Source organism: Fibrobacter sp. UWB2 (genome assembly GCF_002210425.1).
Taxonomy (GTDB): domain Bacteria; phylum Fibrobacterota; class Fibrobacteria; order Fibrobacterales; family Fibrobacteraceae; genus Fibrobacter; species Fibrobacter elongatus.
In genome coordinates this window covers 119168-134156 of the sequence record NZ_MWQK01000007.1, presented here as the reverse complement: position 1 = coordinate 134156, position 14989 = coordinate 119168, and the positions used below count along the sequence as shown (strand labels likewise).

General features: G+C 49.6%; 10 protein-coding genes. 9 read left to right on the top strand and 1 reads right to left on the bottom strand.

Annotated elements, in window-relative coordinates; all coding sequences use genetic code 11:
* Positions 1 to 223 precede the first annotated feature (223 nt).
* From cysS to B7982_RS13800, 4 genes are read left to right on the top strand one after another with little or no spacing between them, the layout of a single operon-like run.
* On the top strand, positions 224 to 1678 hold the full coding sequence (gene cysS, locus B7982_RS13815; protein WP_014545525.1) for a cysteine--tRNA ligase: 1455 nt from the start codon (positions 224 to 226) through the stop codon (positions 1676 to 1678).
* A gap of 3 nt (positions 1679 to 1681) precedes the next feature.
* Complete coding sequence (locus B7982_RS13810; RefSeq protein ID WP_088661252.1) at positions 1682 to 3043, top strand: sugar MFS transporter; 1362 nt, start codon at positions 1682 to 1684, stop codon at positions 3041 to 3043.
* Between the two features lie 9 nt (positions 3044 to 3052).
* Positions 3053 to 3709: an MBL fold metallo-hydrolase gene (locus tag B7982_RS13805; protein WP_088661251.1), complete on the top strand. Its 657-nt coding sequence runs from the start codon at positions 3053 to 3055 to the stop codon at positions 3707 to 3709.
* 28 nt (positions 3710 to 3737) lie between these two features.
* Positions 3738 to 4892, top strand: coding sequence for an acyltransferase (locus B7982_RS13800; RefSeq protein ID WP_088661250.1), 1155 nt, complete (start codon positions 3738 to 3740; stop codon positions 4890 to 4892).
* Positions 4893 to 5060: 168 nt separating this feature from the next.
* On the opposite strand, the gene B7982_RS13795 is transcribed toward B7982_RS13800, so the two are convergent.
* The gene (locus B7982_RS13795; protein WP_144065975.1) at positions 5061 to 5327 is read right to left on the bottom strand and encodes a hypothetical protein; all 267 of its coding nucleotides are present in this window, start codon (positions 5325 to 5327) and stop codon (positions 5061 to 5063) included.
* A gap of 57 nt (positions 5328 to 5384) precedes the next feature.
* On the opposite strand from B7982_RS13795, the gene uvrB reads away from it, so the two are divergent.
* The 5 genes from uvrB (at position 5385) to B7982_RS13770 (ending at position 14981) form a co-directional block, all read left to right on the top strand.
* Positions 5385 to 7625: an excinuclease ABC subunit UvrB gene (gene uvrB / locus B7982_RS13790; RefSeq protein ID WP_233138576.1), complete on the top strand. Its 2241-nt coding sequence runs from the start codon at positions 5385 to 5387 to the stop codon at positions 7623 to 7625.
* 167 nt (positions 7626 to 7792) lie between these two features.
* Positions 7793 to 8827 (top strand): hypothetical protein, encoded by a 1035-nt coding sequence (locus B7982_RS13785; protein ID WP_088661248.1) that lies wholly within the window; start codon positions 7793 to 7795, stop codon positions 8825 to 8827.
* 89 nt (positions 8828 to 8916) lie between these two features.
* Positions 8917 to 10551 carry a 2,3-bisphosphoglycerate-independent phosphoglycerate mutase gene (gene gpmI / locus B7982_RS13780; RefSeq protein WP_088661247.1) on the top strand — a complete coding sequence of 545 codons (1635 nt, stop codon included), beginning with the start codon at positions 8917 to 8919 and terminating at the stop codon, positions 10549 to 10551.
* A gap of 154 nt (positions 10552 to 10705) precedes the next feature.
* Positions 10706 to 13519, top strand: coding sequence for an ABC transporter permease subunit (locus B7982_RS15170; RefSeq protein WP_088661246.1), 2814 nt, complete (start codon positions 10706 to 10708; stop codon positions 13517 to 13519).
* A gap of 130 nt (positions 13520 to 13649) precedes the next feature.
* Positions 13650 to 14981, top strand: a complete 1332-nt coding sequence (locus B7982_RS13770; protein ID WP_088661245.1) for a hypothetical protein — start codon at positions 13650 to 13652, stop codon at positions 14979 to 14981.
* Positions 14982 to 14989: the final 8 nt, after the last annotated feature.

The window sequence follows — 14989 nt, the reverse complement described above, 5'->3', positions numbered from 1 at the left end:
ATATAAATTCCATGCTCCAAAATGGACCATTCCGTCGCCCAATTTCCGTTGAAGTCAAAACAACAGGGTTTAACGATTATGATAGCCGCGACATTGACGGAATTAGCCAAATCTTATAGCTGGTTATTGACTTTGCACAATTGCCGTCCCTTGTAAAAATTTCTAAATTGCCTCGCGCATTAGCATGTTTGGCGCATGTTGCGCCGCATTAACCGGAGGCTTTATGGCACTTCAATTCTACAACACCGCATCACGCAAGAAAGAACTGTTCACTCTTCCCGAAGGCGTTCCCGCCGTGCGTATGTACTGTTGTGGTCCGACGGTGTACCACTTTGCCCACATCGGCAACCTCCGCACTTACATTTTTGAAGACTTTTTGGTCCGCACGCTCAACTACTACGGCTACAAGGTCAACCACATCGTGAACATCACCGACGTGGGCCACCTCACAAGCGATGGCGACACCGGCGACGATAAAATGGAAAAGGGCGCAGCCCGCGAAGGCAAGTCCGTCTGGGACATCGCAAAGTTCTACACCGACGCATTCATGGCCGACTGGCACCGCCTCAACATCCAGGAACCGACCCGCTGGACCCGCGCCACGGACCACATCCAGGAACAGATTGACTTGGTGAAGACGCTCGAAGAAAAGGGCTTCACCTACCGCACCTCTGACGGCATCTACTTCGACAGCCTCAAGTTCCCGCGCTATGCCGACTTTGCACGCCTCGACGTGGAAAACCTCCGCAAGGGTAGCCGCATCGACATGGGCGAAAAGCACAACGCCACGGACTTTGCCCTTTGGAAGTTCAGCCCGACCGACAAGAAGCGTGCTATGGAATGGGACAGCCCGTGGGGCGTTGGTTTCCCGGGTTGGCACATCGAATGCTCTGCCATGGCCATGAAGTACAACGGCCCGACGCTCGACATCCACTGCGGTGGTACGGACCACATCCGCGTGCACCACACGAACGAAATTGCCCAGAGCGAATGCGCCAACGGCGTTCAGTTCAGCCGTTTCTGGATGCATGGCGAATTTCTCCGCACTGCAAGCGAAGAAAAGCTTGAAGACGGCACGACCGAACAGAAGTTCGGCAAGATGAGCAAGTCCTCGGGCGAATTCTTGACCGTCACGCTCCTCATGGAACGCGGCTTCAACCCGCTCGACTACCGCTACTTTGCACTCGGCAGCCACTACCGCAACTACCTGAACTTCACTTGGGAAGCCCTCACCGGTGCCAAGGAAGCCTTCAAGAGCTTGCACAAGAAGACGGACCCGCTGATTGGCAAGGCAACCGCTATCACAAGCGAAGCAGCCAAGGCTTTCCAGCAGGAATTCAAGGACGCCATCGGCGACGACCTCAACATGCCGCGCGCACTCGGCATCATGAACACGATGCTCAAGAGTGACATCGATGACGGCGAAAAGGCTGCACTCGTGGCTGACTTCGACAAGATCTTTGGTCTCAAGCTCGACCAGCCGCGCGAAGAATACGTGAAGAAGGGCGCGAACGACAACATCGATACCGCTAAGATCGAAGCTCTCATCGCAGCCCGCAAGGAAGCTCGCGCCAACAAGAACTGGGCCGAAAGCGACCGCATCCGTGATGAACTTGCCGCGATGAACATCGTGATCAAGGACTCTAAGGAAGGCACGACCTGGAGCGTGAAGGAATAAGCCATTTTCCTCCTCGTTGTCATATACGTTGCATTTATTGGGCTAGGTCTCCCCGACACCATTCTTGGGGCGGCTTGGCCCTTAATGCATTTAGACCTTAAAACGCCGATTTCTGCGGCGGGCATCCTTTCCATTATCGCCTCGCTCGGGACAATCGTCTCTAGCCTCTGCACACCAAAATTTCTTCGCATTTTAGGCACAGGAAAGCTTGTCGCCTACAGCATTGCGCTGACCGCAATAGCCTCTGTCGGTTACGGAAATGCGGACTCGTTCAACGTCCTTTGCCTTTGGGCGATTCCGATGGGCATTGGCGCAGGCGCCGTCGACGTGGCGATGAACAACTTCGCCGCCATTTATCTTGAATCCAAGCACACGAACTGGCTGCACGCAAGCTGGGGCATCGGAGCAACTCTCGGACCTTCATTGCTTTCGTTCTCGATTATGATCGGCAGCGGTTGGCGTGGAGCATACGAATATGTCGCCGCAAGCCTCACCGCAATTTTCATATTGATTCTTATTTCACTCCCGCTGTGGAAAAAAACGGAAGCGCGTGGAGGGCTCTCGGAAAACGTCACCATCCCGGCGAGTTCTGAAAATGTGAAAGTCGCGAGCCCAGGAAACGCGCCGAGAACTGCCGCGCCTCCTGACAACAACGCAAATAATGCGCCGCACATCAGCATTCGCGAGGCGCTCCGCGTCCCGGGAATGAAGCTTTCGTTCCTCACGTTCTTCTTTTATTCGGCACTCGAAATTTCGACTAGTCTTTGGTGCGGCACCTACCTCATCGCTTGCGGATTCAAACCCGAAATCGGAGCATTCATTGTTTCGCTCATGTTTGCGTCCGTAATGATTGGCCGCATTGCAAGCGGATTTTTTGCAATCAAGTTTACCGACCATCGCCTGATTTATGCCGGGATTTTCATCGTCGCCGCAGGCTGCCTTGTGCTCTCATTACCGCTTCCGCTATGGATGCAGCCCGCCTGCATTTGCCTGCTCGGACTCGGTTGCGCACCCGTGTATCCGTCACTAATCCATGCAACCCCCGCACGTTTTGGAGAATCGCTTTCGAGTCAAGCGATTAGCATCCAGCTCGCCGGTTCCTACATCGGTTCAATCTTGATGCCGCCCGCATTTGGTCTCGTTGCAGCTAAATTCACCGTCCATCTTTGGCCGATTTCACTCTCGATTTTTGTCGGATTGTTACTTTTATGCGTGTGCCTGCTGGACTACGTGACGCACAAAAAACTGAACAAGTCTTACGCCCGCGAACGCGTGATTGACATTCTCCACACGGTCACGATGGAGACCATCAAACGGGAACGTCGCATACAACGTCGTTTACGTAATCGCCAAAAGAAACGTTAAGGGTTTATTATGGAAATAAAGCAATTTGTATTCAATCCGTTCGGAGTGAACTGCTACATCCTGAGTAACAGCAAGGGCGAAGCTATTTTAATTGACCCAAGCGTGAGCAATGCCCGCGAACAGGCAGCACTTACAGACTACCTCAAGAGCGAAAACCTGAAAGTTGTGCGCGTTTTGAACACGCATTTGCACTTGGATCACGTTCTTGGAAACGCCTTTGCAGAGCGCACTTTTGGCATCAAGGCCGAAGCGCACAAAGACGACACTTTCCTTCTCGATGCGCAAAAAGAACAGAGCCAAATGTTCGGCCTCCCCTGCAACGATTTAGCCCCCGCTTTGGGCAATTACCTGAATGACGGCGACATCGTCGAAATTGCAGAAATCCGTCTGCAAGTGATTCACGTTGCAGGGCATTCCCCGGGCGGTCTCGCCTTCTTCTGCGAGAATCCAGGCAAAGTGAACGGACAAGATAACGTCCCACCACTCCTTTTCCCGGGCGACATCATTTTCGCAGGGAGCCGCGGTCGCAGCGACCTCTACGGCGGTGACGAAACCGCCCTCGTGAGCGGCATCAAGTCAAAGCTCCTCACACTCCCGGCAGAAACCGTTGTATTCCCCGGGCACGGACCAAGCACTACAATCGGCAACGAGAAAATGTGGTATTAACCCTTCGACAGGCTCAGGGACCTTTGTTATGAGCAATAGCGGGCAAGCGAGAATCGGTTGGATTGACGAATTCAAGGGATTCGTTCTTTCGCTCGTTTGCCTGTTCCACATTGAGCAGAATTTTCCGAACGCGCACCTCGGAATGTGGCAATTGAGCGCACTTCGCATGTCCGCATTTTTCTTTATTTCGGGATTTCTTTTCAGCACGAAACGGTTCTCAAATTTTAAAAGTTACTTTACCCACAAAACGCGCGTTCTGTTAGTTCCCTATCTTTATCTTTCATTCCTATTTTTTGCCATTGACCCGGTCGTTTACAACTTCGCACTCTACCCGAAATCCCCCACAATGATGGTCGTGAATACCATTCCCGACATCAACAACACATGGCAATACATCTATTGGAACATCGCTAAAATTTTCATTGCCGGGAAGTCCTCGGTCGGAGCGGGCCCGCTGTGGTTTGTGTTTACGCTTTATTCCGTCAGCTTGCTTTTTTACCTGCTTCACGAAATGTCGAAAAAGCAAGTCAACCCCAAGCTATTTTTCGCCGTCATGTCCATAGAAGGTCTCCTTTGCGGTTGGCTTTTAAACGAGAACCATATTCACTTGCCGCTTGGTGTTGAACGCGACCTCACGATTCTATTCTTCTTTGGTTGCGGTTTTCTCTGCAAGGAACCCATCAAAAAAATCCACAGCGCCATTTCTACGGGCGCCGCTCACGCCACGAAAAACACGGCTATCGTCGCCGCCATCGGAATCGCAAGCTTTATCGCATACGCTTTTTTGGAATCGCCAAGTCCGAATTTCAGCATCATGAATAACGATTTGGGCAAGAGCCTCCCCCAATTTGTCGCAAGTTCCATTACGGGCATTATCGGACTCATCGCCACGTTCCTGCTTGCGAGCAAGATTCCAAACATTGCCCCCATCCGCATTTTCAAGGGAATCCTCCGCAATATTTCCCGCAACGCACTTGTGATTCTCGCAGTCCATTGGTGGATTGTCCTGATGCTGCGACTCTTTTTCAGACCACAAATCAACCAGCCGGGAATCGCCTATATCGCCATCCCAATTGTCGCGCTCGGCACCATCGCGGCCATCCCGCTTTTCCGCTGCAAACTCCATCGCCTACTCGGCAAAGAAAAAATCAACGTTCGAGAAAGTTTAAACATAAAAAGCTAATATTTTTCAATCAATTAAGCATGTCATGCCTGCCTCCGAGCGGGCATCACCCTTTTAAAACGCAAAAAGAAGATTGAACAAAATTTAGCTCGATGGAGATTCCCGCATTCGCGGGAATGACAAGATAATAATCGATGCGCATCTCGGAAACGACTGCGCGACAAGCAATTACAAATAGCTCTTAAACTTTGGCGTTTGTTCTTCGGCGGGCCTTTTCTTGGGCACGTAAATCTTTATCGCGTACACGTTAAAATCCGTCTCGGCAACGATATCGCCTTCTTGCAAGTCTTCGTAAACATCGATTTCAATTTCGACACCATCGCGTGCGATGCAGCGGATTGAACGCGCCGTCAGTTCCTCGCGCAAAAGAGGAACGTCAACGACCTTCTTGTAAGTGCCGTGATGAGTCGTACCAAGAATTCGATTGCAAATCATGGAACGAAATATAGAAATTTCGAAGCAAGACTTCACTGGATCCTTCGACTTCGGGCTATGCCCTTCGCTCAGGATGACAACCTCAATTTTACTTACTATTTTTCGTCTGATAACATGGCTCGCGCACGTAAGACTATTACTCCTGATCCGTATGCAAAACCGATAGCGAAACCGCTACCGCCTTCCAAGAGCTTGCCCGGAAAACTCAAGCAGTTCCAGGCGCCCACTCGTGCGGATTTTGACCTCGTAAGTCCTTACGGTGCTGCTGGCGACCAGCCCAAAGCCATTGAAGAATTGACCGAAGGGTTCAAGAACGGCGAACAGTTCCAGACGCTTCTCGGCGTGACCGGTTCCGGCAAGACATTCACGATGGCAAACGTCATCAAGAATGTCGGCAAGCCGACGCTCATCCTCACGCACAACAAGACGCTCGCCGCCCAGCTTTACCAGGAATTCAAGTCGTTCTTCCCGAACAACGCGGTGGAATACTTCGTGAGCTATTACGACTACTTCCAGCCCGAAGCTTACATCCCGCACACGGACACGTTCATCGAAAAAGACGCGAGCATCAACGACGAAATCGACAAGCTCCGTCTGCGCGCCACAGCCAACCTCCTCACCCGCCGCGATGTCATCATCGTTGCCTCTGTGAGCTGCATTTACGGTTTGGGTAGCCCGAGCGAATACTTCGACTTGATGGTCCGTATCAAGAAGGGCGACATTTATGACCGCGACAAGATTCTGCGAGACCTTGTCCACATCCAGTATTCACGCAACGATTTCAGTCTCGACCGAGGTTCGTTCCGCGTTCGCGGTGACGTCATCGAAGTGCACCCGAGCTACGACGAAGATGGGCTACGCATTGAACTTTTCGGCGACGAAGTCGACCGCCTTTACCGATTCAACATCGTCACGGGCGAAGTCATCAAGGAAGTTGAAGAACTCACCATCGCCCCCGCAAAGCACTTTGTCACCAAAGAAGAAAACCGCGCGGGCATGTTGCAACGCATCCAGATGGAACTCACCGACCGCCTCGCCGAACTCGATAAAGAAGGCAAACTTCTCGAATCGGCACGCCTTTCGAGCCGCACCCGCTACGACATGGAAATGCTCCGCGAAACGGGCATGTGCAACGGCATCGAAAACTACTCGCGCATCATCGAAGACCGCGCTCCGGGCACACGCCCCTTCACGCTCATCGACTACTTTGGCGATGACTGGCTTTTGATGATTGACGAATCGCACGTGAGCATCCCGCAAGTGGGCGGCATGGCCGAAGGCGACAAGAGCCGCAAGACCACGCTCGTGCAATACGGTTTCCGCCTCCCCTGCGCTCTCGACAACCGCCCGATGAACTTCGCCGAATTCGAGTACATGTACCCGAAGCAAGTGCTTTTTGTGAGCGCCACCCCTGGCGATTACGAGCTGAAAAAGACGAACGGCGTTGTCACGGAACAAATCAACCGCCCGACCGGACTTTTGGACCCCAAAATCGAGCTGTTCCCGATTCAGGGCCAAATGGACGTGCTCTTGTACCGCATCGAAGAAGTCGTCAAAAACGGCGACCGTGTGCTTGTCACGACGCTTACCAAGAAGATGGCGCAAGACCTCACGGAATTTTTCATCGAAGCAGGCGTCCGTGCCAAGTACCTCCATAGCGACATCAAGACGCTCGAACGCCACGAGCTCATCCGCGGACTGCGTAGCGGCGAATACGACGTGCTCGTGGGCATCAACCTCTTACGCGAAGGCCTCGACCTCCCCGAAGTGAGCATGGTCGCGATTCTCGACGCCGACAAGGAAGGGTTCCTCCGCAACTACAGGAGCCTCATCCAGACGATGGGCCGCGCCAGCCGCAACGTGAACGGCACAGTGCTTTTGTTCGCGGACAATATGACTGAAAGTCTGCAAAAGGCTATCGACGAGACAAACCGCCGCCGCGGTCTCCAGGAAGAATTCAACAAGGAACACGGAATCACACCGAAGTCCGTCACCCGCAAGATCGAAGAAGACCTGCGAATCATCGACCCCTTGGGCGATATCGGCGACGACACCACCGACAACGAAGAGGAATGGGAAGACAAACCGGGTATCCGCCCGATGGAACCTTTACAGCCTTCGCGCTTTAGAAAGAGCTCCTCAAAGAAAGCGGCCCCCGGCGCACACTCTGGAGCACCGTCCAAAGCATCCGAGTCCAAGCTCGCCGACCTGGAACGCCAAATGAAGGAAGCGGCAGCCCGCCTCGACTTCGAAGAAGCCGCTCGAATCCGCGATATTATACGCTCGCTCGACGCGTAGTGTATAATTTTATTTACAAATTCATTATATTTTTCATCACACCAACTAACTCGTAACTTACTCTTTGTAATTTTATTTTTGTATTATTATAAAAAGATAAATACTTGGTACGTTTCGACCAAATTTTGTTTATTTTCACTTTAAGATTATAAAAAAGGGTATTTACAATGAGTTCTAAATTTACAGCGCCTCTTATTTTCAGTTCCGCTCTCGCTTTGGGAGCAATGGGTTTTGTCGCTTGTGGCGATGATTCCAACCCGAGCCTTCCGCCCTCGCCCACCTCTTCTTCGAGTGGCCCGATTTCTATGGCAACTCCGTCTGTAGAAACGGCAATTGTATTCACTGGCCTTGGTGCCACCGTCGGTAACACGTCGGTCAAGTTCAGCGGTACGATTTCCATCGACTTCGGCGACTCCAACACTGTTGCTGATGTAAGCGCAGCCCGCTTCACCTCCGTCACGTTCAACGTCGTCAAGGCAGGAACTCTGAATCCGCAGGGCACTGCAGCATTTGCAACACCGATTGACTTTGCAAACACCTTTATCCAGACAGTTCCGCTCCAGGAATGGGGCCTTATGTCCAACCTCGAAACTGGCTATACCGAATGTGGTAGTTTCGAACTCATCGTTACAGCAGTTGTCGAAGACGGCGTTACTGAACCGTCCGTCTCTATCGAAAAGATTCCGTTCGAACGCCCGAGCAAGTGGTGCTTGGCACCGGAAAGCTCCTCTTCTGAAGCTCCGGAAGTCACAGGCGTCCCGCTCGATAGCTTCACGGTTGAAATCAACACCAAGATCAATAAGTGCATCGACATTGCTACAAGATCCCCTGCTGATGCAGGTGACATCTGCTTCAACGTAGGTGCGTCCACAATCGGCTTGTCCAGCACAACCGGCGTCAAGTTCGCCCTCTATGCCAACAAGCAGGACAACGATATCTTAAACGACTACAATAAGAAATATCAGCCCACCAACGCAACAACAACGGACTTCCTCTACAATAAGAATTCCTTGCAGGAAACCTACCCCGACTTTACCAGCATCAACGACCAGTTCTTCGTAGGCATCAAGGATACATACGATCCGTACACCAACCCGAACTCCGGTTTCTACGCATTCATTGCAATGGATAAGGGCGAAGATAAGAAGGACGCAAACAACAACAGACCGATGAAGATTCTCATCTACACGACTGCTCAGTAGTCCAAAAACGAAAACCCTTTAAAAGGCCCCTCCTCTGTGAGGGTCCTTTTTTTTATATTTGAGCTCGTAAATTCAAACACGGAGTAAATATGCTCAAGAAACTTTCCAACTTCCCTGGCATCAAGGGCCCGGTCGTCACCATCGTGATGGACGGTTTTGGTATCACCGATAAGGTCGAAGGCAACGCCATCAAGGCAGCCCGCACCCCGACTCTCGACAACCTCTTCAAGATGTACCCGAACGTTCTCTTGAAGGCCCACGGTCGCGCCGTCGGTATGCCGACCAACGAAGACATGGGTAACTCCGAAGTCGGCCACAACGCTATCGGTGCTGGCCAGGTTTACAACCAGGGTGCAGCCCTCGTTGCAGACGCCATCAACAGCGGCGACATTTTCGATCGCGATGCTTGGAAGGAAATCTCCGGCAACGTTCGTGAAAAGAACACGGTTCTCCACTTCATCGGCCTCTTCAGCGATGGTAACGTTCACTCCAACATCGCTCACCTCAAGGCTATGGTTGCCCAGGCTAAGAAGGAAGGCGTCAAGAAGGTTCGCGTCCACATTCTCCTCGACGGTCGTGACGTTCCGGAAACCTCCGCTCTCGATTACGTCGGCCCGTTCGAAAAGTTCCTCGACGAACTCCGCAGCCCGGAATTCGACGTTTGCATCGCTTCTGGCGGTGGCCGTATGCAGATCACCATGGACCGTTACAACGCTAACTGGAAGATGGTGGAACTCGGCTGGAAGACCCACGTGCTCGGCGAAGGCCGCTACTTCGACAACGCTACGCAGGCTATCGAAACCCTCCGCGGCGAAACCAAGGCTATTGACCAGGACCTCCCGCCGTTCGTGATTGCTAAGGACGGCGCTCCGGTTGGCACCATCAACGATGGCGACTCCGTGGTGTTCTTCAACTTCCGTGGCGACCGCGCTATCGAAATCACGCGCGCCTTCGAAGAAGAATCCTTCAATGAATTTGACCGCAAGCGCTTCCCGCACGTCTGCTACGCAGGCATGCTCCAGTACGACGGTGACCTCAAGCTCCCGAACCGTTTCCTCGTTCCGCCTCCGGCCATCAAGGAAACCAGCGGTGAATGGCTTGCCGAAACTGGCGTGAAGCAGTTCGCCTGCTCCGAAACGCAAAAGTACGGCCACGTGACCTACTTCTGGAATGGTAACCGTTCCAGCAAGTTCGACGGCGAAACCTACCTCGAAATTGAATCTGACGTTGTTCCGTTCGAACAGCGCCCGTGGATGAAGGCTGCCGAAATCACCGACGCCATGATCGAAGCTTTGAAGAGCGGCAAGTATCAGACTCTCCGCTGCAACTTCCCGAACGGCGACATGGTGGGCCATACCGGTTCCTTCCGCGCTGCTACGATGGCTATCGAAGCTGTGGACATCGGCCTCGCCCGCTTGCTCCCGGTGATCGACGCCCTCGGTGGTGTTGCTATCATCACGGCTGACCACGGTAACGCCGACGAAATGTACGAAATCGACAAGAAGACCGGCATGCCGAAGGTCAACAAGGACGGTTCCTTCAAGGCCAAGACGAGCCACACCCTCAACAAGGTACCGTGCATCCTTTACGATAACGTAACGGGCGGCAAGCTCGGCCTCAAGGAAGGCGACTGGGGTCTTTCCAACATCGCAGCAACGACGGCCAACCTCCTCGGCCTCGAAAAGCACGAAGCTTGGGACGATTCCATGCTCATCATCAAGTAATGACGTCATTGCAAGCCCGTAAGGGCAAAGCAATCCTCAAGCATTCAAAAAAAGGAACCCTTCGGGGTTCCTTTTTTGTTCCATTTTCTTTTTTTCTAATGTACATTTAATTGTTGTAACAGAAAAAATATTGGAAAGGGGAAAAGGAGCGCTTATGAAAGACTACGCCTCATTCTTTTTTGTATTCGCTGCTGTTTTATGCTTATTGGCACAAGGGGCTTTTGCCCAAAATGTGAGCGATAGTTTGCCTTTGGCGGCAGATTCCGGTCTTTGGAATTCTATTGTCGCTAGCTTCCAAAAAAACTTTATCGTAGAGGATCGTTACAAGATGATTCTTGAGGGTTTACAGATAACGTTGACTATCACCATTTTTGCAACCATTATAGGAACGATATTAGGGGGCTTTGTATGTTGGATGCGCCTAAGCAAATTTAAGCTCCTTCAGCGTTTTGCTGCTATCTATGTAGATGTGATAGAAGGGGTCCCTGTGCTGGTGCTACTCCTGCTGATGTTTTACGTGTTTCTTTCTCCGTTCAACGCTTCGGGTGTCCTTGTGGCCATCATCACTTTCGGTATCAATACATCGGCCTATTTTAGTGAAATTTTTCGCTCCGCCATCGAAAATATCAATTATGGGCAGACAGAAGCTGGTCTTGCCTTGGGGCACACCCCTAGACAAACTTTCTTTAGAATCATTTTGGGTCAAGTCATCAAGAGAGGTTTACCGGTCTATCAAGGCGAAGTGGTTGCCCTGCTTAAAGAAACGAGTATCGTGGGCTATATTGCCGTCATTGACCTGACTCGTACATGCGATATCGTCCGTTCACGTACTTACGAAGCGTTCGTTCCACTCATCGTTTCGGCTGTCATTTACTTTATCGTGGCCTGGGCAATCGGCTTTATGATAAAAAATCTAGCTATCAAGCGTTATTGGTGCACCGGCATTACAGCTGTTTTGCTCGCATTTTTCTGTTTGTTTAATTTCGGCGAATCTAGCAACACTACTCAAAACTCTTCGACTGTAGCAAAAACGATTCGCACTCTTGAAGATATGCAAAATGCGACGATGGTCGTGCAATTGGGGACCGAAGCGGACTATGCTGCAGATGATATTTTCCGCAACACTAAAATGCTACGAGTGATGACAACACCAGACGCGTTTACAGCGGTGGTTAACGGCCGTGCTGATTTTGGGGTAGAAGACAAAGCGGTCATCCTGAATGCCATGCAGAGTGGAATCCCTGTGGATACATTGTCTTTTACAGACGAAACATATGGACTTTGTGCTTTGTTTGAAAAAACGAATACGGCCTTGCAGAAAGAATTCAACGACTTTCTTAAACAAATTAAGAATACTGGAGAGCTGGATTCGTTAATCAACAAGTGGCTTCGCGGTGCGGATCCCTCCAAACATCCGATTCCTACACAAAAAGCGACCCATTTAAGCGGGGCTCCGATACGCGTCGCCACCGAAGGTGCATACCCTCCCTATAACCTCATTGTGAACGGAAAGCCCTCGGGTTTTGAGGTAGAACTCGGAATGATGTTTGGTGACGTTATTGGGCGGTCCATTGTTATAGATGTGATAGAATATGATGCGCTTATTCCATACCTGTCGGCAAAGAAAGGTGATGTTGTTATTGCAGGAATCGGACAAACTGAAGAACGCGCTCAAGAGGTCCTGTTTTCGGAACCCTATTATGATCAGGTCGAAATGGCGTTTGTCAGAAAAGATTCTAACGAGCTACCGATTAATGCGGAATCTAAAAAAACAGGAAATCCATGGACAATCGCACTTGTCCTAAGCGCACTCTTTGTCGGCCTGGGCATTTTCGTTGTCGTTCGACTCCGCCTTTCACGTAAGGAGCCTCCCCGTTTTGAAAAAGATTCCTCTAAAGCTCTAATTTCTGTTTCGCATCTGCAAAAGAAATATGGAGATTTGCTTGTACAAAAAGACCTGAATCTCGAAGTGCACAAGGGGGATGTCATTTCTATTATCGGCCCTTCGGGCACTGGAAAGAGTACCTTCTTAAGATGCTTAAACCTGTTAGAAAAGCCTACAAGCGGAGACATTTTCATTCAGGGCGTAAACATTTTGTCGCCCAAGGCCAATGTTCCCATAATTCGTCAAAAAATGGGAATGGTCTTCCAGTCGTTCAACCTTTTTGAAGGTATGACTATTTTAGATAACATTACCATTTCGCCGATGAAGTTGTTGGGGATGTCCCGAAACGAAGCTGAGGCTGAGGCAAGGAAACTTTTGAATATGGTGGGCTTGGGCGAAAAGGCAAACTCCATGCCCGAAGACCTTTCTGGTGGTCAAAAGCAGCGTGTCGCCATTGCAAGAGCGTTGGCAATGCATCCTGAAATTCTATTGTTCGACGAACCCACTTCGGCACTTGACCCGACAATGGTAAGCGAAGTGCTCGCGGTGATGACCCGCCTTGCCCGCGAAGGAATCACGATGCTTATTGTTACTCATGAAATGCGTTTTGCACGTTTAGTGAGTACTCGCGTCTGTTACTTTGACGAAGGTGTTGTTTACGAAGAGGGAACACCGGAGCAGATTTTTGAACACCCGCAACGCGAAAAGACCCGCAAGTTCATTCACCAAATTCATGAATCGACTTTCCAGATTAACAGTGAACAATTTGACTGGTATGCCATGATGGCGCAGATGAAGTCGTTCTGCGAAATGTTTAATTGTTCTAGAATGCATATTGAAGCCGTAGAACACTCCATTGAAGAGGCTCTCTCCATTGTGAAACCTGTTCCTGGTTTGAAAGTTTCACTGGAATACTCCGAAAAAGACGGATTTTCAAGGATATCGATTGTCAGTGCAGAAAAAATTGATCCGACAATCCTTGAATCCGATAAAAACCTGCTGTCAGTCAGTATGTTGAAAAAGTACTGTCAGAATATTCAAATTACAGAGGATTCTTCGACACTTACCATGACTGTCGACTAAGCATTCAAAAAAGGAACCCTTCGGGGTTCCTTTTTTGGTGATACTAGCCACGCTGAAAAAATATTTTTTCATTTTATTTCCAAAAAACTTATTTTTAATGGTAAAAACGATGTGGTGTAGAGGAATTAAAATGAATTTTAAATTTAAAACTGGTTTTACCCTCATGGAGCTGATGGTCTACATAGCCCTTCTTGGAGGTATTGTCCTCATTGCAGGGCAGGCATTCAGCGATAGCACCAAAATGCGAATTAGGACGCAGAGCATGCTGCAGGCAAACCAAATTGTTGGGAATGTATCCTCGATATTAAAAGACGATATAGCACAACTCGGCGCAAAAAGTTCCACAGAAACTGATGATCCGACTATTACCTCAATGAATGTTTTCAGCACAGCTCATATGCATGACGTATATATGGATCCCGACAATATCACAGACTCCGATAAAGACTCATCTTCATTTATAATCACGCAAAACGATGGCGGTACGGGATTAGACAAAATTACAATGCGTCGTTTGCGCTACACAAGCTCAGGTGCGTATGACGCCGTAGAACAAGTAACCTGGTTTGTGGAAGACAATGTTTTAAAAAGAGCCTGTCGAACATTAGTTTCAAACACCGAAGATGAAAATTGCCCATCAACAGATTCCGCAATAGTAATAATCGCCGAGGGTATTGACAAATTTAAAATTACACCCGCCAAACCAAGTACAACAGTCACAATGACTAGTGTTCTTCCGTCAAGTTCTGAATCCGTAAAAGCATTCAAACTCATTTCGCGTTTTGGAGATGGCAATTTTGAGCCCATCAATATCGACCCTCCAAATGGAGGAGAAACTATCAGACTATCAGGTTTTTCCATGAACTACGATTTTGATGCAAACATCCCCATTACAAATAAAGACCAAATTAAAGCAAACCAAGTTTTCTTGGCTAATCAAAGTGACGATATTACCTCCTGGAATTTTCAGTGTACTCAAATAACTCTAGAGCCTTATATTGAGTACGAAATTTCGTTTTCAATGCCTCTTACAGAAAATGACCCTAGTCGAATGTTTTGCCCAGGACGAGATCACATGGCCGTCGGTTTTAGATATGCAGAAAACGGAAACAAGCCTAGTAGCCTTAGCGACTTTCAATTTTACCCACCAACAGTTGGCGACAGCAAAGATACAGGACTTCGTAAAATGCGCTTCACAACCAACGAAACCATCGAAGGCGTATGCTTGGCATTTACATTTGCGAGTTTTTCACCTGTTGCATCTGCAGGAAATATAAACTTAGCCAATATAAAGCTCAGAAAAATAGCAAGTTCAAATTACACATTTACAGATGAGATTCTTGCCATCGCAGACAAAAAAAATGTAAAAGCCCTAAAAATAGAAATCGCCATAAACAAAAATGGCGAAACAGGTACAGAGACAGCTATTGTGTCTATACCCAGCAATGGACCCAGAGATTAGGAGTGTAG

Bases quoted from the DNA above. Each gene is read 5' to 3' on its own strand.
- B7982_RS13800 (WP_088661250.1), top strand. From the start codon at position 3,738: ATGAGCAATAGCGGGCAAGCGAGAATCGGTTGGATTGACGAATTCAAG.
- gpmI (WP_088661247.1), top strand. From the start codon at position 8,917: ATGCTCAAGAAACTTTCCAACTTCCCTGGCATCAAGGGCCCGGTCGTC.
- B7982_RS13805 (WP_088661251.1), top strand. From the start codon at position 3,053: ATGGAAATAAAGCAATTTGTATTCAATCCGTTCGGAGTGAACTGCTAC.
- cysS (WP_014545525.1), top strand. From the start codon at position 224: ATGGCACTTCAATTCTACAACACCGCATCACGCAAGAAAGAACTGTTC.
- B7982_RS15170 (WP_088661246.1), top strand. From the start codon at position 10,706: ATGAAAGACTACGCCTCATTCTTTTTTGTATTCGCTGCTGTTTTATGC.
- uvrB (WP_233138576.1), top strand. From the start codon at position 5,385: ATGCCCTTCGCTCAGGATGACAACCTCAATTTTACTTACTATTTTTCG.
- B7982_RS13770 (WP_088661245.1), top strand. From the start codon at position 13,650: ATGAATTTTAAATTTAAAACTGGTTTTACCCTCATGGAGCTGATGGTC.
- B7982_RS13795 (WP_144065975.1), bottom strand. From the start codon at position 5,327: ATGATTTGCAATCGAATTCTTGGTACGACTCATCACGGCACTTACAAG.
- B7982_RS13785 (WP_088661248.1), top strand. From the start codon at position 7,793: ATGAGTTCTAAATTTACAGCGCCTCTTATTTTCAGTTCCGCTCTCGCT.